The following is a 25,052-nucleotide window of genomic DNA, read 5'->3' as shown; positions in this document are numbered from 1 at the left end:
CACAGCGAAAAACCCGCCAGGATCAGCACCACATACGCGGTGTCAGCCATCTCGTCTTCCCTTGCCGTAGACACGAACAGGCCCCGGTCGGCGCCCGTGTCGACCCTGGCACCGTGGGGAGCGGTTCGGGCGGATCCATGCGAAATCTTGACGCTCCCCGCCGAGATCCTGACGCCTTCATTACGGCCGGGTGGAAACCGGAGGATCCCGAGTGCTACTCGGCATTGCTCAGTACCGGTACTCAGTGTTACTTTGTACCGGTAGTCAGCAACACCGAGTAGACCGAAGGTGGCAATGGCGAATTCGATGACGGAGATGCTCAAGGGCACGCTCGAAGGCATCGTCCTGGCGCTTCTGGCCGAACGATCCGCTTACGGCTACGAGATCACCGCCCTCCTGCGGGAACGGGGCTTCGCCGATCTCGCCGAGGGCACCGTCTACGCACTGCTCGTTCGTGTCGAACAACGCGGTTACGTAGATGTGGAGAAGGTGCCGTCGGAGAAGGGGCCACCGCGGAAAGTGTTCTCCATCAACGCGAAAGGTCGAGAACAACTCGACGAGTTCTGGAGGACATGGAGCTTCCTCGCAGAACACATCGAACAGCTCCGCCGAGGAGGGAAGTGACCGTGGCCAACTGGATCGAAAGTATCGCCGGGTCGTTCGAGCAGAAGAAGCAGTACAAACGGCATTCCGCCCGTATCGACAGTCTTCCCGAACCGTACGATACGGCGGCGAAGGCCGTGCTGAGATATCTCAACTACTCCAGCGGCCTCACGGACGGCGCGACTCTCGTCACGATGGTGGGAGATCTCGCAGATCTCTGGGAGCGAGCCGCGCTGGACGGCACGCCGGTGCGCGAGATCGTCGGCGACGACCCGGTCGACTTCGCGGAGACCTTCGTCCGGGCGTATACCGGCAAGCACTGGATCGACAAGGAGCGCGCCCGCCTCACCGAAGCCATCGAGAACGCGGAACGAGAACAGCGATGACCGCCGGAGCGATCATTCGGGTGCGCGGTCTGGAGAAGTCGTACAAGGATCTGCCGGTGCTGCGAGGCGTCGACTTCGACGTCGCTCGGGGGAGCATCTTCGCCCTGCTCGGCTCGAACGGCGCGGGCAAGACGACCGTCGTGAAGGCGTTGTCGACACTGCTCGCGGTGGACGCCGGCACAGCCACGATCAACGGCTTCGACATCGCCACCGAACCGGAGCGTGTGCGGGAATCGATCAGTCTCACCGGCCAGTTCGCGGCCGTCGACGACATGCTCAGCGGCCGGGAGAATCTCGTGCTCATCGCGAAACTCCGTCACCTCGGAGATCCGGGCCGGGTTGCGGACGAGTTGCTCGACCGCTTCTCGCTCACCGCTGCGGGCGGCCGGAAGGCGTCCGACTATTCCGGCGGCATGCGCCGTCGCCTCGACATCGCGATGGGTCTGATCGGGAATCCACCGGTCGTCTTCCTCGACGAACCGACCACCGGACTCGATCCGCAAGCACGCCTCGAGGTGTGGCACACGATCGAAGAGCTCACCGACCGCGGCGCGACGGTGCTGCTCACGACCCAGTATCTGGAGGAGGCGGAGCGTCTGGCCGACCGGATCGCGGTTCTCCATCGGGGCCGGATCATCGCGAACGGCACTCTCGCCGAACTCGAAGCCCTGCTGCCGCCCACGAACGTGGAATATGTCGAGAAGCGCCCCACCCTCGAGGAGATCTTCCTCGCCATTGTCGGCGGCAACGGCGAAAGCGCCGGCGCCGACACGAACGACGAGGTCCGAACCGACAGTGGGGAGGGACGATGACCACCTACACCTACTTTTACAAGGACACCGCAGCTCTCACCGGGCGTTCCCTGCGGCACATCCTGCGCAGCCCGGACACCATCATCACCACGGCAGTGACCCCGGTGGCTCTCATGTTGATATTCGTCTACGTCTTCGGCGGGGCGATCGATACCGGAACCACGTCGTATCCGAACTACATGCTGCCCGGCATCCTGCTCATCACGATCGCGTCGGGGGTCTCCTACACCTCGTACCGGTTGTTCATGGACATGCAGAGCGGGATCTTCCAGCGATTCCAGTCCATGCCGATCGCCCGGTCCGGCGCCCTGTGGGCCCATGTCCTGACGTCGCTGGTCGCCAACCTGGTGTCCCTGCTGGTCGTCATCGGCGTCGCACTGCTCATGGGTTTCCGCACCGGTGTGAGCGTGCTGGGCTGGCTCGCGGTCGCGGGCATCCTGATCCTGTTCGTCCTGGCGCTGACCTGGGTCGCTGTCGTCGCCGGCCTCACCGCGAAAACTGTCGACGGCGCAGGCGCTTTCGCCTACCCGCTGATCTTCCTGCCGTTCGTCAGTTCCGCCTTCGTGCCGACCGGCACGATGCCCGGACCGGTGCGGTGGTTCGCCGAGAACCAGCCGGTCACCGCCATCGTCGATACGCTCCGGAACATCTTCACCGGGCAACCGGTGGGTGGTGCCATCTGGGTCGCGCTCGCCTGGTGTGCCGGAATCCTGGTTCTCTCCTACCTCGCGGCGACGGCCGTCTACCGCCTCAGGATCCGCTAGGACGCATTCCGCGGGTCCGGCGTGCACGACGCGCGCGAGAACCCTCGATCGGGGACTCCGGGTCGAGGGTTCTCGGGTGTGTGCGTCGGATCAGAGGTCGAACTCCGCGGGGTTGATACCGACGGCGTGGGCGGCACTGCGAACGACAGCCTTCTCGTCGTCGTCGAAGAACCCGTCGGCGCCGCCGATGATGATGCCGATCTGGATCACCGCGCGAGCCTGATCCTGTTTGGCTTTGAGCTTCGCGATCGTGGCGGTGGCCTCGACCTTGCCGAAGTCGAAGTCGGATTCGAGCTTGCTGCAGTACCAGTCGAACTTCTCGCGCAACTCGTCCGGGGGGAACACCGCGAGGGTGTCGTTGCTCATGATGAGGGCAGCGGTCTTCTGTCGTTCGCTGGGATCGATGCGTCCGTCGGCCGCGGCGATCAGTGCGCACATCGCCATGCTGGCATTGGCGAACTCCTTGTTGCGGAACTGATCGGACTTGGTCTTGAGCTGCGCGCTCAGCTCGGTGGTCTTGGCCTTGAGCTGGTCCCAGAATGCCATCGTCGCCTCTCGGGTCGATTGTCGGATGTGGTGCGCTCCCCACTCTGCCATGCGAGGACGGTGCGTCCTTCCGAGGGCGAGTCCGGGGATGCTGTCAGAGTGGATTCGTGGTTCGTCCCACCAGGTCCGCGATCGACTCGATGATCCGGGTGGGGCGGTAGGGGAATTTCTCGACGGATTCGCGGGTGGAGATCCCGGTCAGGACCACCAGGGTCTGCAATCCCGCTTCGAGGCCGCAGACGATGTCGGTGTCCATGCGGTCGCCGATCATCAACGTGTGCGCGGAGTGCGCGTCGATCGCGCGCAGAGCCGATCGCATCATCAGCGCATTGGGCTTGCCCACGAAATACGGCTCACGGCCCGTCGCCCGGGTGATCAGGGCCGCGACGGCACCGGTGGCGGGCAGTGAGCCCTCCCTCGACGGACCGGTCGGATCCGGGTTGGTCGCGATGAAACGGGCGCCCCGCTCGACGAGGCGGATCGCCGTGGTGATCGCCTCGAACGAGTACGTGCGGGTTTCCCCCAGCACGACGTAGTCCGGATCGCTGTCGGTCAACACGTAACCGATATCGTGCAACGCCGTGGTCAGCCCCGATTCACCCACCACGTAGGCGCTGCCCCGGGGCCGCTGATTGGCCAGGAACGTCGCCGTTGCCAGCGCCGAGGTCCAGATCGCCTTCTCCGGAACGTCGAGCCCGGTGCGCAGCAACCGGGCCCGTAGGTCGCGGGGAGTCCGGATGGAATTGTTGGTGAGGACCATGAACGGGGTGTCGTTCTCGCGCAACTCGGTCAGGAAGGCGTCGGCACCGGGAATCAGATGGTCTTCGTGCACCAGAACGCCGTCCATGTCCATGAGGTAGTTCCACACCGGTGCGGAAACGGGTTCGTCGTTCACTGTTCGAGTGTGGCACCGAACCCTCGGGACACGGACCGGATCTCCTCGACGCGGCGAGCAGTCGGCGCCGAGCACGAACGACCTTCGGGCGGAAGATATTGCCGATCAGGCAAGAGGGTTTGCCGTTTCCGGGAGAGCTCCGCATCCTGGGACTATGACTGAGAACGATAGCTTCGACGTGGTGGTCGTCGGCGGCGGCGCTGCCGGCCTGAGCGGCGCGATGACCCTGGGGCGGTCCCGTCGTCGGGTACTGGTGGTCGACGCCGGCGAACCCCGCAATGCCCCCGCCGGTCACGCCCACAATTACCTCGGCCGCGAAGGCGTGCCTCCACTCGACCTGCTGGCCGACGGTCGAGCCGAGGTGGAGGCGTACGGAGTGGAGGTGACACACGATCGCGTGACGGCCGTGACGCGAACCGACCACGGTTTCGTCGCGACCACCGGAAGCGGACGTGAGGTCACCGCCCGCCGGGTGCTGATCACCGCGGGAGTAGTGGACGAACTGCCCGAGGTGCCGGGCCTCACCGAACGCTGGGGACGCGATGTACTGCACTGTCCGTACTGTCACGGGTGGGAGGTGCGCGACCGGACGATCGCGGTTCTGGCGACCGGTCCCGTCGCAGGACATCAGGGGCTGCTCTTCCGTCAACTCAGCGACGACGTCGTCATCGTCGTCGCCGACGGGGTCGAGCTGCCACCCGCCGATGTGGAACGCATGGCGGCGATCGGCGTGCGGCTCGAATACGGCACTCCGCGCGAAGTCGTCACCGAGGGCGACCGTCTCGTCGGATTGCGGCTGGCCGACGGTTCACTGCTCGAACGCGAAGCGATCGTGGTGGCCTCCCGGCCGCAGGTACGTCTCGATTTCCTCACATCCCTCGGGCTGTCACCGCAGACCGTCGACATGGGCGGTGCAGCAATCGGATCGGTCATCGCGATCGACCCCGTAGGTACGACCTCCGTACCCGGCGTCTACGCGGCCGGTAACGTCACCGACATCAGCATGACGCTGATCGGTTCGGCCGCCCACGGCAACCGGGTCGCAGCCTTCGTCAACGCCGACCTGGCAGCAGAGGACGCCGACCGCGCTGTCGCCGAGCGACGGGCCGAGATGTTCGAACAGCCCGCCTGGGAGGAGCGCTACTCCGGCGAGCGCATCTGGAGCGGACGCGTCAATCCCCAGCTCGAGGCCGAAGCCTCCTCCCTCACGCCCGGACGCGCCCTCGACGTGGGTTGTGGTGAGGGCGCCGACGCGATCTGGCTGGCCCGCAGGGGCTGGTCGGTGACGGCCCTCGATTTTGCCGTCGCCGCCCTGGAGAAGACCACCGCGCATGCCACCGAAGCCGGCGTCGGTGATCGGGTCACCACCCGCCGGGCAGATGTCCGCAGCTGGGAACCCGGCGGGGAACGATGGGACCTGGTCTCGTCGCAATTCGTGCACCTTCCCGACGGCGGCATGGTCGACGTGACCCGGCGGCTCGCCTCCGCCGTCGCCCCGGGTGGCGTCCTGCTCGTCGTGGGACATCACCCCGACGACATGGCGACCGGCCTCCGCCACGGACACCGGTCGTTCCTCTTCACCCCCGAGTCGTTGATTCCGGCCCTGGAGGACGGTGAATGGGAGATCGAAGTCTGCGCCGTCCGGCCTCGCACCGCGGCCGACCCGCACTCCGGCGAGGAGGTCACGGTCCGCGACTCGGTGCTGCGAGCGCGGCGACTCGGCTGAGTTCGAACGGCGACGACGCGAGGCTGCGACCGTTCGGCGGCGGGGTGCCGGTGAGATTCCTGCTCGACTCGTCACGGGAATTCCCCGACCGCCGGACGGTCCCGACTCCGTATCATCGGATGCACGGTGAGGTCAGCGCCCCGCCGTCCTCGGAACCAGCCCGCGACAGCATGTTCGCGACGATCTCGGGAACCGCACCGCCCCATTTCCGAACGACTGGAGCGAGACGATGGGACCTTCCACCGACCACGCGTCGGACAAGCTCGACCGCAACGTCATCGTCACCGGACTCGTGGTCGTGGCAGGCATGATCATGGTCGTTCTCGACACCACCATCGTGAACGTCGCCCTGGACTCGCTGAGTACGGACCTGTCCGCATCACTGTCGACGACACAGTGGGTGGTCACCGGTTATCTGCTCGCGGTGGCGATCGTCATCCCCATCAGCGGTTGGGCCATGGACCGCTTCGGGCAGAAACCGATCTGGATCACCGCGGTGAGCCTGTTCGCTCTCGGCTCCGCCCTCTGCGCTGCCTCCTGGTCCATCGAAAGCCTGATCCTCTTCCGCGTCGTCCAGGGACTCGGTGGAGGGATGCTCCTTCCCGGCGGTCAGGCGATCATCACCAAAGCTGCCGGTCCCCAACGTCTCGGGCGTGCAATGGCGATTCTCGGAGTGCCCATGCTGCTGGGGCCGGTGTTCGGTCCGGTGCTCGGCGGCCTGCTCGTCGAGTACACCAGCTGGCACTGGATCTTCATCGTCAACGTCCCCGTCGGCATCCTCGCGGTCTCGCTCGCGGTGTGGAAACTGCCGCACGGTGACGCGTTGCCCGAACGGCGCCGCCTCGACCTGCTGGGTCTGATCCTGCTCTCCGGAAGCCTCGTCTGCCTGCTCTACGGTCTGTCCCGCGCCAGCTCCCACGGCGGATTCACCCACTGGACCGTGCTCGGATGGCTCCTGGCCGGAATCGTGGGGCTGGCCCTCTACACCTGGCACAGCCTGCGCTGGGGGTCGGAATCGATCATCGACGTCCGGCTGCTCACCGACAGACTCTTCGCCAGCGGATCGGTAGCGGTCTTCCTCGTCGCTCTCGGCATGTTCGGCGGCATGCTGCTGCTGCCGCTGTACTACCAGACCGCGCGGGGGGAGGGGGCGCTCGTGGCCGGTCTTCTGCTCGCTCCGCAAGGGCTCGGTGCGATCACCGCGATCGTCATCGGGGGCCGGCTCACCGACCGGATCGGCGCCGGCTATGTCGTGCCGGTGGGTGTCGTGCTGGCACTGCTCGGCACTCTGCCGTTCACGCACGTCGGCGTCGACACGTCGTACGTGTGGCTGAGCGTGGCACTGTTCGTGCGGGGCATGGGCCTGGGAGCGGTGATGATGCCGACCATGGCCGCGGCCTACATGAACCTTCCCAAGGATTCCGTGACGCGCGCCGCGCCGACGTTGTCGGCGATCCAGCAGGTGGGCGCGTCGCTGGGCAGCGCGGTGGTGGTGACCGTCCTGACGCAGCACTTCGCGCGGCAACTCGCCGATCGCGAGATCGCCTCCGCCGGCAGTGGCACCGACCAGATCAGCTCCCTTCCGCCCGACGCCGTGCGCGTAGTGGGTCCACTGCTGGCCGACTCGTTCGGCTACGCGTTCTGGGTCACCTTCGCGCTCACCGCGGTGATCATCGTCCCGGCCCTGTTCCTGCCCCGGCATCGCGCTCGTGACCGGGATGCCGATGCCGCGCCCACCGTTGCCGGCATCTGAGAACCGTACTCGCGGAGCAACCCGTCGGCACACCGACCCAGGCCGGACCTCCAGCCGAATCCTCCGTCCTCCGGTCGAATACCCGTCCCAGGGCTACTCTCGCGTCATGATCACCTGCGTTGTGGAGTACACGATCGACCCTGCGCACACGGACGAGTTCGAGCGGTTCGCTCGGGCATGGATCGCTCTCGTCGAGAAACACGGCGGTATCCACCACGGGTACTTCCTCCCCGGTGAGGGCGCGAGCGATCGGGCCTTGGCTCTCTTCTCGTTCGAGTCCCTGGCCGAATACGAGCGGTACCGGGCGTTGTTCGGTTCCGACGAGGAGTTCGAAGCCGCCGACGCAATCCGTGATCGGAGTGGTTGTGTACTCCGCTACGAGCGCACCTTCATGCGGCCGATCCTCGAGGGCAGACTCCCTTGAATGTCTGTGCAGGAAGACGAGTTACACCGACCCGATCCCGTTGTACCCCAGCGTTGCCGAAGCGATCGCCGACACGTCGTCCTGAAGTCGATCGGACGGTCCATGTGCGCGGGAGAAGCCCCGCCCCGGGGCGGGCTATGTGTTCCGCAAGAACCTCGGACGGTATATGCCGACCGCGCTTGATTCGCCGGCCGATGCCTACGAGGCCTCGCGCATCGTCAGCCCGCCGAGTTCGATCGTGTACGTCTGCGTCGGCTCGTCCCACCGCACGGAGTAGGTGGTCGGGTGAAGACCCGCGCGCTGATACGCCTCGGGCCGGGGAAGTGGCTCTCGGAGCGTGGGCCGGGACGCGAGCCAGTCCCGGCTCATCATGGGTTCGACGAATGCCTGCTGCCCGTCCCAGGTGCCGTAGACCACGGTCTCGGTGAGGTGGTGCTCCGTCTCGGCGGTGTCCAGCCAGTGCAGGCCCATGCCGGCGACGGTCGATGTCACCGGTTCACCGGACGGTGCGTACCCCTCGGGCAGATAGCGTGGGGCCGGCAGGTGGGAGGCGGCCTCGAGATAGCCGGGCGCGAACGGGTGGATCGACTCCACGGTGGTCCTGTCCAGCAGATAGAAATGCACATCGAAGTGCGGCACGTCGAAACCGTGCTCGGGATTGTGACCGCGCGAATTCCAGTCGACCGTCACGTGATCGAACGCGGTGGCATCCGCCTCCTCGGGCAGGTCGAGCAGGTAGGCCTCGGTGATCGGCAGCACAGCCTCGGGCAGTCCGTCGAGTGCGGCCGCGTCGAGCCGCACCCCGATGGCGGCGGGCGTGCCGTCGGCGTCCACAGTGACGTACGTCCGGGCGCTGCCCGCGCCTACAGGATGCGCCGGGCCTTCGATCGAATCGGAAACGCCCTCGCCGGCTGCGGACGCGGGAGCGACGAGCGATCCGAGGACTGTCGCGGAGACGATCACGGTGAGGTGTCGAGCACGAGGTCGAATATCCATGCGGAATCCTCGATCTTCGTCGTCGAGTGGCGTTGTTCGGATGTTAACTGCCCGGCCGACGAGGAAGAGACGGAGTCGATCGATTCGTGATCCGTGGTCCGCGTGCGAGCTCGGGCCGGCGCATCCTCAGCGCACCGCGAGGTGGTACGTGTCAGGCGAAGATGTCCTGGTGGTATCGGCCTTCGGCCTCGAGATGGCGCACTCGGATCTCGCCGTCGTCGCCGGTCCGCTCGGTACAGATCTGCGCCAGTGCGTGTCGGACGGCCGGTGCCATGTGCAACCCGTCTCCGCAGACGTAGATGTGCGCTCCTTGCTCGAGCAGTTCCCGGATTCGATCAGCCTGGGCGACCAGAGCGTGCTGGACGTAACGGATGGGGTGATCGGGCAACGCGGAGTAGGCGGTGTGCACTCGCACCGATCCGGCTTCGTGCCAGCGGTCCAGGTCGTCGCCGTAGAGCCGGTCGTGTTCCGGGTGACGGCAACCGGTGAACAATTCGACCTGTCCTGTCGACTCCGTGCGGGCACGCTCCTCCAGGAATCCCATCAAGGGTGCGATGCCGGTTCCGGGTCCGATGAGTATCACCGGGACGGTCGGATCGGCAGGTAAACGGAACGATGGTGTGGGAGTGCGGACCTGACCGTAGAAGACCTCGCCCGGTGCCAGATCGGCGAGATAGGTCGAGCACATGCCCCGGTACCGGCCCCCGCCCGACCAGGAGGGACCTTGCACGAGTCCGACGGTGAGCCTGATATGGCCGGGTGTGGCCAGCGGTGAGGACGAGATCGAGTAGTAGCGCGGGCGAATCGGTCCGACGGTCTCGAGAAAGACTGCCAACGGCAGCGTGATCGCGGGAAACCGTGCGAGTAGATCCGTCACGCACACGTGCTTGGCGCGAATCTCCTCGCTGTAGGCATGGCCGAGCGCCGTCAGTCGGTCGCGAGTGTCCGGGCACGAGGTATATGCGGTCAGCGTCTCGAGGTCGGACCGGGTGGCAGGTTCCTGGAGTTCGACGAAGTCGGTCAACAGCAGGCCTGCCGTAACCGGTGTGCCGACCGGCAGGTGGGTGGCTCCGCGAGCGCGTAACCGCACGACCTGGTCGTGGGGGACGCGCAGAAGGTGCAGCGCCCGCCGCACGTGCTCGGGGTCGTTCCTGGCGAAGACGGCGAGGTGATCACCGGCGGCATAGGAGACACCCTCGGGAAGCGCGGCCACGATCGAACGCACCCCGGGGCGGGGCATCTCCTGCGAGAAGTCCCAGAGTCCGGAGGGGTCACCGGTGAGTTCCCGGTTCTCGACCACGGTGAGCGGGACGGCTGCCGCGGAGATCACCTCGGGGCGCGTGTCGGCCTCGGTGAGAATCTCCACTCGGTAGCGGTTACCGCCCGTCACTGCGGCGGTCCCGTACTCGGCGGACAGAGTTGCCCACAGCGCGGTGGTCCACGCGCTGACATCGCCGTCGAAGTCTCCGGCCGCGTCGGCCTCGCCTCGCTCGATCAGGGGTGTGGCTCCCGCGGCGGTCAATGTGGCGAATGCCCGTCGAGGGAAGGCCTGGTAGGTGGGCCACTGGGTGTCGCCGCAACCGAGGAGCGCGAGTCGTACGCCGTGCAGAGGCGGGAATTCGCTGCAGGCATCGAAGAACTGGGCGTTGTCGGGTGCCCGACCGTTGTAGCTTGCGGTGATCACGGCGAGGATCCCCTGACCGGGCGGGTCGGCAGCGAGTTCGTCGAGAGTGACCAGGCGGACGTCGAAACCGGACCTGCTTGCGCGCTCGGCGAGTCGTTCGGCGATGTCGGCGCAGGTGCCGAGGTTGGAACCGTACGCGATCGTGAAGGTGATACCGGCGGAGACCGTGTCGACTTCTTCTTCACGGGTCGCTGCCATCGCGACGGGCGTGTGGTGGGTGGCCCGTTCGTGAGCCTGGCGTTTCCGGACGCGGACGGTGAAACCGTCCGGCTTGAGGGTGAGGGTCTGCTTGACCCTCATTCGGTAGGCATGTGGGTCGCTGATTGCGAATTGCCGAAGGATCAGCGCGAGAGCGAGTTTGGCCTCGGTGAGAGCGAATTGGCGTCCGATGCAGGCGCGTTCGCCGTTCCCGAACGGTTTGTAGCCGGCGGGATGGTGCGTGGTCCTGTTTTCCGGGAGCCATCTGTCGATGTCGAAATCGTCAGGTCTGTCCCAGGCCTTCGGGTGGCGGTGCAGGGCCGGTAGTAACACGAAGACCTGCTGACCTTTGCATACCGGATGACGACCGATCTCGGTGTCGGCGAACGGCTTGAGAATGATGCCGGGGATGGGGGACCAGATCCGTAGCGTTTCCTCCAGCACCCGGGGGATCACGTCCAGCTTCATGATCATCTCGTAGGTGGGCACGGTGCCGGCGGGAAGCAGCCGGTCGACCTCGCGGTACGCCTGGGCGAGTACATGCGGGTTGCGCAGCAGGTTGTACAGGGCGAAGGAGAGCAACCCGCTGGTCGTCTCGTGCCCCGCGATCAGGAATGTCAGCACCTGATTGCGGATGTTCTCGTCGGACAACGCGTGTCCTGTGCGCGGGTCGGTAGCGTCGAGCATCAATCCGAGGAGGTCGGTCCCGCTCTCGTGGTCGCGTCCGCGGCGGCGGCGGACGACCTCGTCCACCAATTCCTGCATGACACGGATGTCGGCCCGGTATGCCTCGTCGCGTTTCGTGCGCATTCTGGTCACCAGTTGCGGTTGCCGGGCGCGGATCATGGCCTCGGTCAGAGCGTTGCTCATCGCTGTGAGGAACGGATGAAGGTCCGGAGAGGAGAACGAATCGAATCGGTAGCCGAAGCCCGTGAGGGCGATGGTGTCCAGGGTCAGGCGAGTCATGTCGTCGGCGACGGTCAGGTCTTCGCGCTGTCTCCGGGCCCAGGATGCGATCAGGTCTTCGGCGACCTCGAGCATCTGCGGGAAGTAGGCCTTCATGGACCGTTGGCCGAAGGCGGGCATCAAAATGCGGTGTGCCCGACCCCACACCGGCTCGCTGCCGCGTGCGGTGAACAACCCGTCGCCGGCGAAGTCGCGCACGAGCGAGAGCGGCGGGGCGATGCTCTTGTAGAACCGTGTCTCGTCGCAGACCTCGGCGACGAGGTCGGGGTCGTAGACGAACACTGCCCGGTGGCCGAGGATGTCCACCTGGTAGATGCCGTCGGGATGTTCGCGGGCGGCGTCTACCAGGAAATCGGTGGGAACGTCGCCGGACAGCTGGAGCGCGTTGCCGAGGATGGGTATTCCTCGCACGATGGGGATGGAGCGAGACGCGGACACAAGGAACTCCTTCGGACCCGGGCCGGCGGTCGTTCACCACCACCAGCCATACGCTGTATGGCGATCGCTAGCATACGGCGTATGGCTGCCAGCGCGCATCGGGGTGCACCCTTGACTCCCGAAGAGATCTATTCGACTGCCCTGCGCCTCATCGATGTGGGCGGCGTGGACGGTCTGTCCATGCGGAAGCTCGCGGTCGAACTCGACGTCAACCCGATGTCGCTCTATCACCACGTCGACAACAAGACCGCACTTCTCCGGCGGGTGTGTGCCTTGGTCGCCTCCCACCTGGACGTGCCCGAGGATGACGACGCCCCGTGGACGGAGCAGCTTCGGGACCTGGGCTTCGCGTGTCGTGTCAGCGCACGTCGCCATCCGTCTCTGTGGCTCTACGCCCTGTCGCATCCGGAGGTGACCGGCAACGACCATCTCATCTGGACGGCGCTCGACCGAATTCTCGCCGACGCCGGCGTCGACGAGAAGGCGCAGGTCTACGCCCGCAAAACTCTTTTCGCCCTCTTGTCGGGTTTCATCCTCGGTGAGACGACCGGAGCGCTGAACGAGCAGGGAGGCTCTGCCGACCCCGACAAGACCTTCGAAGCTTTCCTCAACTTTGCGATCGCCGGTCTGTCCGCATTCTGAACGAATTACCCGCTGCGCAGTACGCTTTCTCGTCCGCCCGGCAACATCACATCAGGACTCGAGGAGCGTTCGGAGTCGTTCGAGATCCTGGATGACCATCTGGGTGTCGCGATCGAATTCTTCGTCGGACAAGCCGATCTGCCGGATGGTGAACACGATCTCGGCGCCGTCCGGATGCGCGAGGACCCGGACAGGATTGTTCACCGTCTCGCCGGACGGCAGGGTGACGTCGTGATCGAGCACGCCCAGATCGTTGCGGGGCGTGAACCGCACACGTACCCGACCCATCGGGGAATCCGCCAGGACGACGTCGCCCTCGCGCTCGACCATGCTCTGCGCCAACCCTCCCGCCCACTCGGGTAGGTTCTCGGGGTCGGCAACGAAGTCGTACACCCGCGCCGGTGGGCAGTGGATGACCCGACCGACATGGCGGCTCCGAGTGCCGGCAGCGCTCGTATCGGTGCTCATGCACGGAACTGTAGTGCGTAGACGGCCCGCAGGACCGAGAACCTCTGCTCATCGACATCGGTGGTGCCACTGAGAGGGATCGTCCTGCTCACTGCGTGCGTCCTGGTTCAAGCTGAGGGGTGACCACGGCCTGGCAGACGGTGAGGCCACGGAAAGGGGAGTCGACTGTGAAGCTCGGTGTTGTGATGCCCGTCGAACTGGGGATGGCAGGGGATCCGGAGGCGGTGTTGAAGTTCGCTCGTGCAGCGGAGGACCTCGGGTTCGACGAGATCTCGGCTGTCGAGCACGCGGTGGTGATCGCGAATACCGACAGCAGGTATCCCTACTCGGCCTCGGGCAAGTCGCATCTGCCCGACGACTGCCCCCTGCCCGACCCCCTCGAGTTGCTCTCGTTCGTCGCAGGTGCGACGACTCGCCTCGGCCTGGCGACGGGAGTGCTGGTCGCGCCGAACCACAATCCCGTCGTGCTGGCGAAACGTCTGGCCACGCTCGACCGGCTTTCCCAGGGCCGCACCAGAATATGTCTCGGGGTCGGGTGGATGCGGGAGGAGATCGAAGCCTGCGGAGGCGACTTCGGGCGCCGCGGCAGGGCCACCGACGAAGCGATCGCGGTGATGCGTGCATTGTGGGCGGGCGGCAGCGAGGGTGTCGACTTCGCCGGGGAGTTCCACTCCTTCACCGGGGCCTACTCGTTCCCGAAGCCGTACCGGGACGACCGGGTGCCGCTCTACATCGGCGGGCACAGCGCCGCAGCGGCCCGGCGTGCCGGACGGTTCGGCGACGGGTTCCAGCCGCTCGGGCTCGTGGGGGAGGAGTTGGCGGAAACCGTGGACACCATGCGAGCCGCGGCGACGGAGGCCGGCCGCGATCCGTCCGAGGTCGCACTGGTCCTCGGGCACGTCCTGCCGCGGATGGACGAGTCGAAGATCGAGTGGGCCCACTCGCTCGGATCCGAGCACATCCTGTTGTCGGCTTCCCGGCACGCCGCCGACCTCGATGATGTCATCGACGAAATGGCCGCCTGCGCCGAGCGGTTGTCGCTCGTCTGAGCCCGCCTCACCGAACCCGGCCGAGTCGCTCGCGCTGAGACCCGGTACTCCGACGGAGTACCTAGATTTCGAAGCGGTATCCCTGGCCGGGTTCGGTGATCAGGTGGCGAGGGTGGGTGGGGTCGGGTTCGAGCTTGTGGCGGAGTTGGGCGAGGTAGACGCGCAGGTAGTGGGTGTGCCCGGTGTAGGTCGGACCCCACAACTCGGTGAGCAGCTCGCGTTGGCCGACGAGTTTGCCGTGGTGGCGGGCGAGCATGGCGAGCATGGCCCATTCGGTGGGGGTCAGATGCACGGTGGTGCCGTCACGGGTGACTTTTCGGGCGGCGAGGTCGATGGTGAAGTCGTCGGTGACGATGGTGGGGTCGGTGGGTGTGGTGGTGTCGGTGCGGCGTTCGGCGGCGCGGATGCGGGCGAGGAGTTCCCCCATGCCGAAGGGCTTGGTGATGTAGTCGTCGGCGCCGGCGTCGAGGGCGGTGATGGTGTCGGTGGCGTCGGTGCGGGCGGTCAGAACGATGATGGGGGCGGTGCACCAGCCGCGGAGTCCGGTGATGACGTGCATGCCGTCGAGGTCGGGGAGGCCGAGGTCGAGGATGATGATGTCGGGGTGTTCTCGCGCGGCGGTGTGCAGAGCGGTGGCGGCGGTGGTGGCGGTGAGGACGGTGTAGTGGCGGGCCGTGAGGTTGATGCGTAGGGCGCGCAGGATCTGAGGTTCGTCGTCGACGACGAGAACACGAGTCATCGGGTGGTCTCCTGCGGTGTGATGGCGAGGTCGGACCTCACGGTTGTACTCCTACCTCAGGACTCCCGGAACGACGGGTCGGGACGGACGAACCGTTCGTCGATGTCGGCGATCGACCGGGCACCCGCCAGCGCCATCGTGAGGTCGAACTCTGCGAGCATGTTGCGGATCACCTCTTCGACCCCACGCTGCCCTGCGACCGCCAGCCCGTACATATAGGGCCGCCCCAGCAGCACCGCATCGGCTCCGAGAGCGAGCGCGACGAACATGTCGGATCCGCTTCGGATCCCACTGTCGAGCAGGATCGTCGGATTCGGGCCGATCGCAGCGCGGATCTCGGTCAGCGCATCGAGTGACGCGATCGATCCGTCGATCTGGCGTCCTCCGTGATTCGACACCACGATCGCATCGACACCGAGCTCGACGGCCCGGTGTGCGTCCTCGGGATGCAGGATCCCCTTGAGCACGATCGGCAGCCGGGTGCGCTCCCGCAATGTCGCGAGGTGATTCCAGCTCAGCCCCGGGTTGGAGTAGATATCCAGGAAGGTCTCCGCGGCGGCGCGGGGCACCGGCGAGCGCAGGTTGTCGAGGAACCTACCGGGATGGTTACGGGTCATCGAGATCAGCGTGCGAATCGCGCCCAGCGTCATGTCGGGCCGCTCCGTGGGGTGGTCCCGGGCCGCGTCTGTGCGCCGGCGGACGATGTCACGGAAATGTCGATCCGAGGTGTACTGGGCGATGCCCTCGCCACGGGCGAACGGCAACGATCCGAGGTTCAGATCCTGCGGACGCCACCCCAGCATCGTCGTGTCGAGGGTGACGACGACGGCTCCCGCACCGATCGCCTCGGCTCGCTGCAACAGACTGTCGACGAGATCCTCGTCGGAACTCCAGTACAACTGGAACCAGCGCGCGCCCGTACCCATCGCAGCGGCACAGTCCTCCATCGGATTGCAGCCCTGATTGGAGAAGATGTACGGCACGCCCGTCGCCGCGGCTGCCCGCGCTATGGCCAGGTCGCTGTCCGGCGCCATCAACGCGCCCGCGCCGATCGGGGCGAGCAGCAGCGGCGACGACAAGTGCGTGCCTGCGACCGTCGTGCTGCGATCCCGTTCGGTGATGCCGTGGGCCATGCGAGGAACGATCGCCCACCGGTCGAACGCGCGCCGGTTGTTGCGCATCGTGCGTCCCTCACCGGCCCCGCCCGCGACATATGCCCACGCCCGTTTCGAGCTGGCGCGCCGCGCGGCACGTTCGAGGTCGCCGAACGCGGTAGGTACGGCGGGACGGCGGCCCAGCGCACCGTCGCGGTAGACGACGGATTGGCGGTCACGGCCGGGGTCGGCGGATGCGGGTGTGGTGGTGTCGGTCACGAGGTCTCCTCTCGAACGCGGTGGTGCGTCGATCCTTCCTCACCGGTGGGGTTGGGGAAACAGTTGTCGAACTCTGTGGTGGCTGTGAATGCCGGTGCCCGTGTCGTCGGGGTCTGCGGCTGAGACAGGTGTGAATGCCAGGAAGCTTGTCCCACTTACCCACTGGCGTCGTGGGTGAAGCAGAACTGCCCCTGTGTCCTCGGACACGAAGAGATCACGACAGGGGTGCGGGAGGCGACTACCGTGACCGTTCCGTGTCGGATGAACGGGGTCCGGCTCGGCCGCCGTCGGCGCTCCGGCAGGTGCGCCGGAGAGGGGTGGGGACGGTGGAGTCTGGTGGTTTCGAAAACCCTTGCTGCTGAACGGATACGGGGCGGGCGCGCACCCTTTTCGCAGGTCGAGTGGATGAAGATCGAATTCCGTGGATTCGACCCCCGGGGCCGTGCTGTCGAGCGGTCCGAAATGGTCCGATCGAAGCTTCTGTGCGGCGTGGGCCACATGCGAGGCGTGGGAATGGCCTCGAGCACGATGCCTTGAAAAGCCTCCCACCTGCGACGTTATCTGGTTGTGACCTCAAGGCCGCTCGATCGTGATCTGACGAGGAACAGTGATTTCCCTTCGGTAACGCCCGCGGCCCCGCACAGAGGCCGAATCCCTCTCGGCCGATCTTGGAGCACTGCACTACTCATGTCCGTTTCATCTTCGCGCCGTTTCCGTGCCGCCATCGCCGCTGCCGCCGTGATCACCACCGCTGTCGGGGTCGGTACGTCGGCCGCCGCCGCTGATCCGGCACCCTCCGCCCCGACCAAATTCCAAGACCCCGGCAACCTGCTCGAGGCATTGGATATGCAAGCCCTGTCCACCAGCGGCTGGACGGGGGCCGAAACCCCCGCAGCCGTCACTCCCGCGGCACCCCCGGAGGCCGTCGACATCGCGCCGGCACCCGCCCCTGCACCCCCGCCGCCCGCGGTCACCCACGAGGATCTGGCGCGGATCGTTCCGGGTATCCCGCCCGAGCGCCTCGATCAGTTCATCGGCCCCTTGAACGACGCGATGGTGCGCCACGGTATCGATACGCCGGTGCGCCAGGCGGCGTTCATCGCCCAACTCGCCGTCGAGTCCGATTCCTTCCGGACGTTCGAGGAATACGCATCCGGACGCGCCTACGAGGGTCGGGCCGACCTCGGAAACAACCAGCCGGGTGACGGTGAACGTTACAAGGGCCGGGGCGCCATCCAGATCACGGGTCGCCACAACTACCAGAAGGTGAGCGAGCACACCGGAGTCGACTTCGTGGCCCATCCCGAGTTGCTCGCCGCACCGGAGAACGCCTTCACCACGGCAGCCTGGTACTGGACCTCGCGCAATCTCAACGAGGTTGCGGACACTGCGGGCATCGTCCGGGTGTCGGAACTGGTCAACGGCGGCCACCACGCCCTGTCCCGGCGTATCGCCGACTTCGAGCGCGGCCTGAACGTGCTGCTCCAGCCGTAGTCGTCACGGGACACCAGCGACAGCGACCACCGGGACCCGAGATGCGGAGGCGTACGCTCGCCGCAGCTCACGCCGACCACGAACGCCAGCACAGCCGGTCGATCGTGATCACGGGTCCCGGTGGTCGCTTCTCGCGATACTGCGGGTACTTGCCGGCCAGGGCGTCGAGCCCGGTCGCGCCCACCGCCGTGTCCGCGTCGTGGACCGTGGCGATGCCGTCGATGCGGATCCACCACAGCTGCGACCAATCGTCGCTGTAATGGTCGACGAGCACGCTCACCCGGGGATTCTCGGTGATGTCGCGAAGGCGGCGCAGGCGCTGGGTGGTCTTCGGCTTGTCGTCGACACACGTGTGGATCGTGCCGCCGTCGAGGGCGAAGACGATCGGTATCAGGTGCGGTTCGCCGGAGCCGTTCACCGTGGCAAGCCGGGCCACCCGGGCAGCGGCGACGCGCCGGCGGACGTCCATGCACCCGACGGTAGCGCCATCGGGACGAGTCCCGGGGCCCGAATCGATGAGTTCGCAGCGCATCCGAGGTCTACCCGATCATGAGAAGACTGATCTACAGCTTCGGCGTGTCCCTGGACGGCTACATCGCCGATCGCGACGGCAACATCGACTGGACCGATCCCGACGAGGAACTGCACCAGTTCCACAACGACCGCTATCGCGAGATCGAGATATCGCTGCACGGTCGCCGGCTCTACGAGCTGATGGCCGACTACTGGCCCCACATACCCGACGACGCCACACCCATCGAACGAGAATTCGCGGAACTCTGGACGCAGAAGCCCAAGGTCGTCTTCTCCCGGACACTCACCGAGGTCCACTGGAACAGCCGCCTGGTGAGCGAGAACGCCGTCGACGAAATCCGCACGCTCAAGGCCGCGGGTGACGGGGTCATGGAGGTCGGCGGCGCGAACCTCGCAGCATCGCTCATGCCGCACGGCCTCATCGACGAGTACCAGCTGTTCGTCTCACCCGTGGTCCTCGGCGGCGGCACACCGATGTTCCCACCGTCGGACAAGCGTCACGGTCTGAGACTCGTCGAGACCAGGGCGTTCGCCCCCGCGGTGATGCTGCGCTATCTCGCCGATTGAGGACGCCGCCGGATCCGTCGAGTCCCCGTCTTTCGGTCCCGACGGCTCAGTCCGGCAGCGAGCCGTAGAGTCGCGCCACATCGGGGGAGTCGAGCCACTTGGAATAGGTCGGGGATTGCGGCCACCCCTCGGGGGAGTCCTGCCACTCTTCCTGCCTGCCCCACGGCAGGATGTCGATCAGGGCGAAGGTGTAGCTGAGCTGCTCGGTTCCTCGTCCGGTGGTGTGCCAGGTGCGGTAGACCGTGTCGCCGTCGCGGAGGAACACGTTGACCGCGAAGCCTCCGTCCGGCGGTGCGTCGACGTCGGCACCGAACGAGCTCTCCGACGAGGAGAACCAATCCATCCTGTTGCCGACCTTCGCCCGGTAGGCCAGCGCTTCGTCGATCGGGCCGTTGGTGACGACGACCATGCGGGCGTCGTAGTTGTCGAGGATGCCCAGTCGTGTCCACTGCGAGGTGAGACCGGTGCAACCGCCGCACTGCCACTCCGCTCCGTCGGACCACATGTGGTTGTAGACGATGAGCTGCGAGTGTCCCTGGAACACGTCGACGAGCCGGATCGGACCGTCCGGGCCGATCAGCGTGTAATCGGGCAGTTCGACCATCGGCAGTCTGCGGCGCTGTGCCGCGATGGCGTCGAGTTCACGGGTGGCGGCCTTTTCCCGTCGTCGCACGTCGTCGAGGGCTTCTCGCCATGTCTGCTCGTCGACGATCGGGGGAAGGGCGCGGCCGGTCTGCTGAGTCATGACGTCTCCCGGGGTCGGATGGATCCGTTCACCGGTGTCGACTCGGTCCGGCTCCGGAAGTCATCGCGAACCGTTCACCGCGCTTGCCCGATAGCGCAGACCACTGCCGCGAGACAGGCGGTGGTCAGCCGTAGTGGCAGACGTAACTGACGGCTTCGGTGACCTCGATGTCGAACGAGGAGTCGCCCGGCACCGCGAAGCTGTCGCCGGCACCGTAGGAGCTCCAGTCCTCGCTTCCGGCCTGCCGGACCCGGCACGCACCGCTGTGGAGTTCCATGACCTCGGGAGCTCCGGTGCCGAAGGTCAGGGAGGCCGGGAGGATGACCCCGGCCGACTTGCGCGTCCCGTCGGCCAGATGGAACGTGTGGCTCACGCACTTGCCGTCGAAATAGACGTTGGCGCGCGGGTCGAGCGTCACGTTGGCATAGGTCGAGGTCTGCTCAGTCATGAGCAGGAGAGTATCGGTGCGGGAGTGGTCCACGGATCGCAGGGGTCGGTTCGTTCCGGGCTCACACGGGCATCTCATCCGGCGCTGCCGGCCACCTGCCTCGGCTCTTGGCGACGTCGATGATCGCCTGTCCGGCGCTGGTCATCAGCCCCTGCGCGATCATGCGGGTGGCGCGCGTGCGGTTCGGTGCACTCCACGCGCTGTTCGGTCGCCGGGGTGTGAAGCGCAGTCGCGAGCTGTGGGCGTCGTGCTTGCGATGCAACCCGTCGATCCAGCCGTAACAGAGAGCATGCTCGACCGCCTCGTCGTAGCGCAGGCCGGGCGTCGGGCTGTTCTTGTGGGGATGATCAACCAGACCTCACGTTCGGATCGGCCGTACCTCTCCAGCCAGGCACGCCATACGTCGACGCTGCTCGCCACGACATCCATGTCACGCTCCCTTCGTGGACGCGACGGTGTCGAGATAGTGCTGGTTGTACATCACGCCGAGGACGTTGCCGAACGGATCGACGACCGACGCGGTGACGAACCCTGCGCCGCGTTCGGTGACGTCCTGATGTGGGGTGGCTCCCAGGGCCAGCAATCGTTCGTACGCGGCTTCGACATCGTCGACGGCCCAGTAGGTCAGCGCGGTACCGACGTCCGTGCCGGTGCCGCGCCAGGGTGCGAACCGGGCGTCGAGGAACCCGAGTTCGTGCTGGAAGTCGCCGATGCGGAACTCGATGTAGGCGGGCGTGCCGTCGGCCTCGCTGACGAAGTACGGTTCGACGCCGAGCAGTTCGGTGTACCAGGCGACGGCAGAGCTGAGATCGTCGACGACGAATGTGGTGGTGGTCAGTCCTCGCAACATGGTGATGATTCCTTCCCTGTTCCTGTCGATGGAACCCACTCTCGCAGTCGAAGTGCTCACCCCTCGAGCACTTTTCCGGAGATAGTGGAGGCATGCGCGCAGACCGCCTCGTCGCCGCCCTGTTGTTTCTGCAACACCGGGGGCGGGTGACCGCTGCGGAGCTCGCCGGGGAACTCGAAGTGTCGGTGGCGACCGCCCGCCGCGATCTCGAAGCGCTCTCGACGGCAGGCATTCCCGTCTATCCGCAGCCGGGGCGCGGCGGAGGCTGGTCGCTCGTCGGTGGTGCCCGCACGGACCTCAGTGGACTCTCGGCCTTCGAAACGCAGGCATTGTTCCTCCTCGTCGGCCCCGCAGCGTCGATCTCGGGGGAGGCGAGGACCGCTCTCCGCAAACTGGTCCGTGCCCTGCCGCATACCTTCCGCGCCGACGCCGAAGCGGCCGCAGGCGCCGTCATGACCGACCGGACCGGATGGAGCGGGCTCGACCGAGCCCGGCCGGACGTCATCGAGCTGCTACAGAATTCGGTGGTCCACCGGCGGAAAGTGCGGCTCACCTACGACAACGCCGCACGCGAACGGTCCGTGCGACTGGTCGACCCCTGGGGACTCGTCGACAAGGACGACAGCTGGTACCTGATCGCCGGGACCGAAGGCGGGCAGCGCACCTTCCGAGTCGAACGGATCGTCGCAGCCGAGGCGACCGACGTACCCGCCCCACGTCCCGACGACTTCGCCCTCGACCGCGCCTGGCGGGAAGTGGTCGGAGTGGTCGAGCGCAAGCGTTCCCGTACCTGGGCGAGCGTGCTCATCGACACCGCGTACGTCCCGATCCTGCGCGACCATTTCGGTCTGCATTGCCACCGCGACGCCGACCTCGACGACGGCCGTAGCCGGGTCCGGATCGCCGCGCCGACGCCCCGCGACATCGCACGCACTCTCGCAGGCTGGGGCGCAGAGGTCGAGGTCCTCGAACCCGTGTCGGTGCAGGCCGAACTCGCCCGGATCGGGACCGAGCTCGTGCAGCGATATGTCGCTGCCCCACGTACAGCAGCACTGCGGAGTACGTGAGGATCCGGAGTGCTTCCTGCCGCCGGCCCCTTACCGCCGGTGCCGACGTGAACCGGCGGCGAAGCGCTCGGTGAGAAGAGCGGTGCCGATGCCGAGCATCCACACGTCCTTGGCGACGGCGGTGCCGTCCGAGGTGGGTCTGATCGAGCCCGGCTCGTGCATGCCCGGCGTCCTCCAGTACATGGTCAGCAAACCCGCGCTGAACGCGGTCAGCGCGGCTCCCGCCAGGACGGACGGCACGATCGGGGTCAGAAGTACGGTTCCGAGGGCGATCTCGGTGGCACAGAGGGTGGTGCCGAAGGTCTCGGGCCGCATCGTGCGCACCGCGGGGAAGGCGTTGGCAGCCATGCTCTGCAGGCCGGCGGCGGCATCGGAAGAAAGCTTCCGCTTGCTCAGCCCGGAATTGAGGATGAAGGCGCCGGTCGTCAGGCGCAGGGGAAGATGGCTTGCTTGCACAACGAGTCTCCTTCGGGCGAGCGGGGCAGAGAGGCCCGCTCAAGGCACAGCGGTATTCGTCGTTCCTCGAACTCTCCCACATCGAGTACCGGCGATGTGGGAGAAGCGGAGCTGTACGGTTCGTGCGCGGATCACCACGGCCGTGGCGCTCTGTCCACTCGCTCAGAGGGTGCGGACCGAGGTGGGCTCGTAGACGATGACCGAGCTCGCGGCCGGTCCACGGCAGGTCAATCGGCACGGCGGGGAGCGGTGTGCCTGCAGTTCGACCTCGACACAGTGCGGGTGGGGTGAGCGGCCGGTCAGGAGGATCCGCCAGTGGTCACCCTCACGAGTGGTCTCGGCGATCGTGTAGTCGGTGCGCCCCGCAGGGCCGAAGCGGCGGAGTGCGGCCGCGACGGCGGCCTGCTGCGGGGGGAGGAGATCGGTGTATCCGCGTAGATGATCAGGATGGATGCGGTCGGAGAGGTGCTCTTCGATCGTGGTGACGGACGAGTCGGCATCGAGACCGCCGTAGTAGACACCGTCGGGCACGACGACCAGGTTGGCTGCGAACCTGTCCCCACCGACATGCGTGCATTCCCACACATCCTCCGGCCAGCGGTCTGCGAGCGCCCGTGCCACGGGCCGTCCACGTAGGGCACAACACGGATCGTGCCGACCATGAGTGCAGATCAGAAGGACCGGTGGGCCACCGGCATGTCCGGGCACGGCGAGGGCGGCGGCGATCTGCGCCAGATCCTCGTCACGACTCCACGTTCCCCACTGCTGGCGATGGACACCGGAATGCTCGTGGCGCAATACCGCCCACTTGTCGGGTCCTTCATGTCGACGACGACCGGGGCGCCGGACCAGAAGTATTCGTGCGCGTGCCGCCTGCGCAGCGGTGGATACGAGCGCTTTGATCGTGGCCTCGAGATCGAGTCCGTCGAACCCGTCGGTGGGCCATGCGCGGCGGTATTCGACGAGAATCCAGACGAATCCGCGCGGTGCTGTACCCGCGATCGGGTCACCGCGAGTTCGGGCGGCGTCTGCGCAGAAGAAGCGTTCCGCGGCAGGCACAGTGCACCATCACCGTTCCGCAGGGGTGAGGATTCCTGCGCGCAGGAATCGTTCGACCAGGTCTACTCCGAGGGTCTTCGCGCGATGGGTCTCGCCGTCGAGCAGGCGCGTGACGCCTGGTAGATCCTCCTTCGGCACAGCGAACCGGCCTACGCGTGTGACCAGGTATGATCCCTCCAGGCGTGCGTGCAGCGCGCCTCGAAGCCGGACTGTCGTGTCGGGGTGGAGATCGAGCACGGCAGCGAGTTGGGAAAGGGGCCCCAACGGGGCCGGCCGTCCCTGTTCCCGCCGGATCCGATCGAACGGGGAAGTAGGGTCCGCCTCGACCAGGGCGGTCATGAGACGCTCACGGACGGCGCCGATCTCGTCTCCGATTCCGTCGAGTCCCACCGGTAAGGTCCGTCGCATCTCGGGATCGTCCCCCAGCGCGTCGAGCGTGGCCCGGACGAGTTGTTCGGCCAGTGCATGACGCGTCCAGTTGTGGACGCCGACCGTGAGGTGGATGGAGGTCTCGTCCCGGGCTTCGGCGGCATGAATCCAGCCACGTGGCAGATAGAGGCAATCACCAGGTTCGAGCAGGGTGTCGATGCATGCCGGCCCTGCCGCGGTTCGGGTGACGGCGGCGCGATGATCGGTCCACGGCTGATGGCGCAACGGAGCGGGATGCACCGGTTCGTGGATCACCCATCGCTTGGTTCCCTCGATCTGGACGACGAAGACGTCGTGGACGTCGTAGTGGTGGTCGAAGCCTCGGCCCCCGGGCGGAGTGATGTAGGCGTTGACCTGGATCGGATGTCCGAGCTCGGTGCTCAGATCGGTGCCGAAGCGCGAGATCGGTTCCCACGTACGGTGCAGAGCGTGCAGCACGAGGGTGGCGCCGTCGGCGAAACTGCGCCACAGCATCGTGTCGTCGAGCTGGTCGCCGATCGTGGCGCCCGCGCCGGCGGGCGAGGTGAACGACGAGTCGGGTAGTGACGTACCGTCCTTGGCCACACGGAGAAAGGGTGTGCGGAGTCCTCGGCGCGAGATCAGTTCGTCGATCCCCTCGGCAGTGCACAGGTCGGAGAACTCGCCGGCGCGACGCGTGAGCAGCGGTGTGCGGCCCCAGATCTCGCGCGCGAACTTCTCACGTCCGATATCGATCAGTCGTGATTCCAGCACACCGGGCCGGGTCCGCATTCCGGAGTGCTGCGCGCGAGGGTTGCTCACACCTGGCTGCCGCCGTCGGCACCCCCGTCGGCACCCCCGTCCGCTCCGCCGTCGGCACCCCCGTCGGCACCTCCGTCCGCTCCGCCGTCGGCACCTCCGTCCGCTCCGCCGTCGGCACCCCCGTCGGCACCTCCGTCCGCTCCGCCGTCGGCACCCCCGTC

General features: G+C 66.6%; 27 protein-coding genes. 12 read left to right on the top strand and 15 right to left on the bottom strand.

Annotated features, from left to right (window positions below):
- Positions 1–294 precede the first annotated feature (294 nt).
- From MOM01_RS21385 to MOM01_RS21370, 4 genes are read left to right on the top strand one after another with little or no spacing between them, the layout of a single operon-like run.
- A complete protein-coding gene (locus tag MOM01_RS21385; RefSeq protein ID WP_241387459.1) occupies positions 295–624 on the top strand; it encodes a PadR family transcriptional regulator in 330 nt (109 codons plus the stop codon).
- On the top strand, positions 621–989 hold the full coding sequence (locus MOM01_RS21380) for a DUF1048 domain-containing protein (RefSeq protein WP_241387458.1): 369 nt from the start codon (positions 621–623) through the stop codon (positions 987–989). The genes MOM01_RS21385 and MOM01_RS21380 overlap by 4 nt, the downstream gene beginning before the upstream one ends.
- The gene (locus tag MOM01_RS21375) at positions 986–1,801 is read left to right on the top strand and encodes an ABC transporter ATP-binding protein (protein ID WP_241387457.1); all 816 of its coding nucleotides are present in this window, start codon (positions 986–988) and stop codon (positions 1,799–1,801) included. The genes MOM01_RS21380 and MOM01_RS21375 overlap by 4 nt, the downstream gene beginning before the upstream one ends.
- Complete coding sequence (locus MOM01_RS21370) at positions 1,798–2,565, top strand: ABC transporter permease (protein WP_241387456.1); 768 nt, start codon at positions 1,798–1,800, stop codon at positions 2,563–2,565. The genes MOM01_RS21375 and MOM01_RS21370 overlap by 4 nt, the downstream gene beginning before the upstream one ends.
- Positions 2,566–2,655: 90 nt before the next feature.
- Here MOM01_RS21370 and MOM01_RS21365 read toward each other — a convergent pair whose 3' ends face one another.
- Both MOM01_RS21365 and MOM01_RS21360 read right to left on the bottom strand, forming a co-directional pair.
- Complete coding sequence (locus MOM01_RS21365; protein WP_241387455.1) at positions 2,656–3,162, bottom strand: TerB family tellurite resistance protein; 507 nt, start codon at positions 3,160–3,162, stop codon at positions 2,656–2,658.
- 43 nt (positions 3,163–3,205) lie between these two features.
- A complete protein-coding gene (locus MOM01_RS21360; protein WP_241387486.1) occupies positions 3,206–3,964 on the bottom strand; it encodes an HAD-IIA family hydrolase in 759 nt (252 codons plus the stop codon).
- A gap of 196 nt (positions 3,965–4,160) precedes the next feature.
- Here MOM01_RS21360 and MOM01_RS21355 point away from each other — a divergent pair, with 196 nt between their 5' ends.
- From MOM01_RS21355 to MOM01_RS21345, 3 genes are all read left to right on the top strand, one after another.
- Positions 4,161–5,732 (top strand): bifunctional NAD(P)/FAD-dependent oxidoreductase/class I SAM-dependent methyltransferase, encoded by a 1,572-nt coding sequence (locus MOM01_RS21355; RefSeq protein ID WP_241387454.1) that lies wholly within the window; start codon positions 4,161–4,163, stop codon positions 5,730–5,732.
- Positions 5,733–5,961: 229 nt separating this feature from the next.
- Positions 5,962–7,485, top strand: a complete 1,524-nt coding sequence (locus tag MOM01_RS21350) for an MDR family MFS transporter (RefSeq protein WP_241387453.1) — start codon at positions 5,962–5,964, stop codon at positions 7,483–7,485.
- A gap of 106 nt (positions 7,486–7,591) precedes the next feature.
- Positions 7,592–7,909 (top strand): NIPSNAP family protein, encoded by a 318-nt coding sequence (locus tag MOM01_RS21345; RefSeq protein ID WP_241387452.1) that lies wholly within the window; start codon positions 7,592–7,594, stop codon positions 7,907–7,909.
- A 198-nt stretch (positions 7,910–8,107) separates the two neighbouring features.
- Here MOM01_RS21345 and MOM01_RS21340 read toward each other — a convergent pair whose 3' ends face one another.
- Both MOM01_RS21340 and MOM01_RS21335 read right to left on the bottom strand, forming a co-directional pair.
- Positions 8,108–8,905, bottom strand: coding sequence for a DUF5602 domain-containing protein (locus MOM01_RS21340; protein WP_241387451.1), 798 nt, complete (start codon positions 8,903–8,905; stop codon positions 8,108–8,110).
- 151 nt (positions 8,906–9,056) lie between these two features.
- A complete protein-coding gene (locus MOM01_RS21335; RefSeq protein WP_241387450.1) occupies positions 9,057–12,191 on the bottom strand; it encodes a bifunctional cytochrome P450/NADPH--P450 reductase in 3,135 nt (1,044 codons plus the stop codon).
- An 81-nt stretch (positions 12,192–12,272) separates the two neighbouring features.
- Here MOM01_RS21335 and MOM01_RS21330 point away from each other — a divergent pair, with 81 nt between their 5' ends.
- Positions 12,273–12,833: a TetR/AcrR family transcriptional regulator gene (locus MOM01_RS21330; protein ID WP_241387449.1), complete on the top strand. Its 561-nt coding sequence runs from the start codon at positions 12,273–12,275 to the stop codon at positions 12,831–12,833.
- Positions 12,834–12,884: 51 nt separating this feature from the next.
- Here the strand turns inward: MOM01_RS21330 and MOM01_RS21325 are convergent, their stop codons facing one another.
- Complete coding sequence (locus MOM01_RS21325; RefSeq protein ID WP_241387448.1) at positions 12,885–13,301, bottom strand: SRPBCC family protein; 417 nt, start codon at positions 13,299–13,301, stop codon at positions 12,885–12,887.
- A gap of 167 nt (positions 13,302–13,468) precedes the next feature.
- Between MOM01_RS21325 and MOM01_RS21320 the strand changes: the two genes are divergently transcribed.
- Complete coding sequence (locus tag MOM01_RS21320; protein WP_241387447.1) at positions 13,469–14,350, top strand: LLM class F420-dependent oxidoreductase; 882 nt, start codon at positions 13,469–13,471, stop codon at positions 14,348–14,350.
- Between the two features lie 61 nt (positions 14,351–14,411).
- Here the strand turns inward: MOM01_RS21320 and MOM01_RS21315 are convergent, their stop codons facing one another.
- Both MOM01_RS21315 and MOM01_RS21310 read right to left on the bottom strand, forming a co-directional pair.
- Positions 14,412–15,089: a response regulator gene (locus tag MOM01_RS21315; protein ID WP_241387446.1), complete on the bottom strand. Its 678-nt coding sequence runs from the start codon at positions 15,087–15,089 to the stop codon at positions 14,412–14,414.
- Between the two features lie 56 nt (positions 15,090–15,145).
- Entirely contained in the window at positions 15,146–16,462 is a 1,317-nt protein-coding gene (locus tag MOM01_RS21310) for an alpha-hydroxy-acid oxidizing protein (protein ID WP_241387445.1), read from the bottom strand.
- A gap of 687 nt (positions 16,463–17,149) precedes the next feature.
- On the opposite strand from MOM01_RS21310, the gene MOM01_RS21305 reads away from it, so the two are divergent.
- Positions 17,150–17,956 carry a glycoside hydrolase family 19 protein gene (locus MOM01_RS21305; RefSeq protein WP_241387444.1) on the top strand — a complete coding sequence of 269 codons (807 nt, stop codon included), beginning with the start codon at positions 17,150–17,152 and terminating at the stop codon, positions 17,954–17,956.
- Between the two features lie 67 nt (positions 17,957–18,023).
- Here MOM01_RS21305 and MOM01_RS21300 read toward each other — a convergent pair whose 3' ends face one another.
- Positions 18,024–18,425 carry a TIGR03668 family PPOX class F420-dependent oxidoreductase gene (locus MOM01_RS21300; RefSeq protein ID WP_241387443.1) on the bottom strand — a complete coding sequence of 134 codons (402 nt, stop codon included), beginning with the start codon at positions 18,423–18,425 and terminating at the stop codon, positions 18,024–18,026.
- Positions 18,426–18,505: 80 nt separating this feature from the next.
- On the opposite strand from MOM01_RS21300, the gene MOM01_RS21295 reads away from it, so the two are divergent.
- On the top strand, positions 18,506–19,057 hold the full coding sequence (locus tag MOM01_RS21295) for a dihydrofolate reductase family protein (protein ID WP_241387442.1): 552 nt from the start codon (positions 18,506–18,508) through the stop codon (positions 19,055–19,057).
- Between the two features lie 46 nt (positions 19,058–19,103).
- Here the strand turns inward: MOM01_RS21295 and MOM01_RS21290 are convergent, their stop codons facing one another.
- From MOM01_RS21290 to MOM01_RS21275, 4 genes are all read right to left on the bottom strand, one after another.
- Positions 19,104–19,802: a DUF899 domain-containing protein gene (locus MOM01_RS21290; RefSeq protein WP_241387441.1), complete on the bottom strand. Its 699-nt coding sequence runs from the start codon at positions 19,800–19,802 to the stop codon at positions 19,104–19,106.
- Between the two features lie 124 nt (positions 19,803–19,926).
- A complete protein-coding gene (ppnP, locus tag MOM01_RS21285) occupies positions 19,927–20,250 on the bottom strand; it encodes a pyrimidine/purine nucleoside phosphorylase (protein ID WP_241387440.1) in 324 nt (107 codons plus the stop codon).
- Positions 20,251–20,311: 61 nt separating this feature from the next.
- On the bottom strand, positions 20,312–20,512 hold the full coding sequence (locus tag MOM01_RS21280; protein WP_241387439.1) for a YdeI/OmpD-associated family protein: 201 nt from the start codon (positions 20,510–20,512) through the stop codon (positions 20,312–20,314).
- A 168-nt stretch (positions 20,513–20,680) separates the two neighbouring features.
- Entirely contained in the window at positions 20,681–21,100 is a 420-nt protein-coding gene (locus tag MOM01_RS21275) for a VOC family protein (RefSeq protein WP_241387438.1), read from the bottom strand.
- Positions 21,101–21,192: 92 nt separating this feature from the next.
- Between MOM01_RS21275 and MOM01_RS21270 the strand changes: the two genes are divergently transcribed.
- Positions 21,193–22,167 (top strand): helix-turn-helix transcriptional regulator, encoded by a 975-nt coding sequence (locus tag MOM01_RS21270; protein WP_241387437.1) that lies wholly within the window; start codon positions 21,193–21,195, stop codon positions 22,165–22,167.
- 30 nt (positions 22,168–22,197) lie between these two features.
- On the opposite strand, the gene MOM01_RS21265 is transcribed toward MOM01_RS21270, so the two are convergent.
- From MOM01_RS21265 to MOM01_RS21255, 3 genes are all read right to left on the bottom strand, one after another.
- Positions 22,198–22,623, bottom strand: a complete 426-nt coding sequence (locus tag MOM01_RS21265) for a hypothetical protein (RefSeq protein WP_241387436.1) — start codon at positions 22,621–22,623, stop codon at positions 22,198–22,200.
- A gap of 162 nt (positions 22,624–22,785) precedes the next feature.
- Positions 22,786–23,682 carry a sucrase ferredoxin gene (locus tag MOM01_RS21260; protein ID WP_241387435.1) on the bottom strand — a complete coding sequence of 299 codons (897 nt, stop codon included), beginning with the start codon at positions 23,680–23,682 and terminating at the stop codon, positions 22,786–22,788.
- A gap of 9 nt (positions 23,683–23,691) precedes the next feature.
- A complete protein-coding gene (locus MOM01_RS21255; RefSeq protein ID WP_241387434.1) occupies positions 23,692–24,891 on the bottom strand; it encodes a cupin domain-containing protein in 1,200 nt (399 codons plus the stop codon).
- Positions 24,892–25,052 lie beyond the last annotated feature (161 nt).

Origin of the sequence: Rhodococcus sp. CH91 (assembly GCF_022554085.1) — a bacterium.
Classification (GTDB): domain Bacteria; phylum Actinomycetota; class Actinomycetes; order Mycobacteriales; family Mycobacteriaceae; genus Rhodococcus.
The sequence above is the reverse complement of the archived record's forward strand: the minus strand, read 5'-3'. Positions and strand labels throughout refer to the sequence as shown.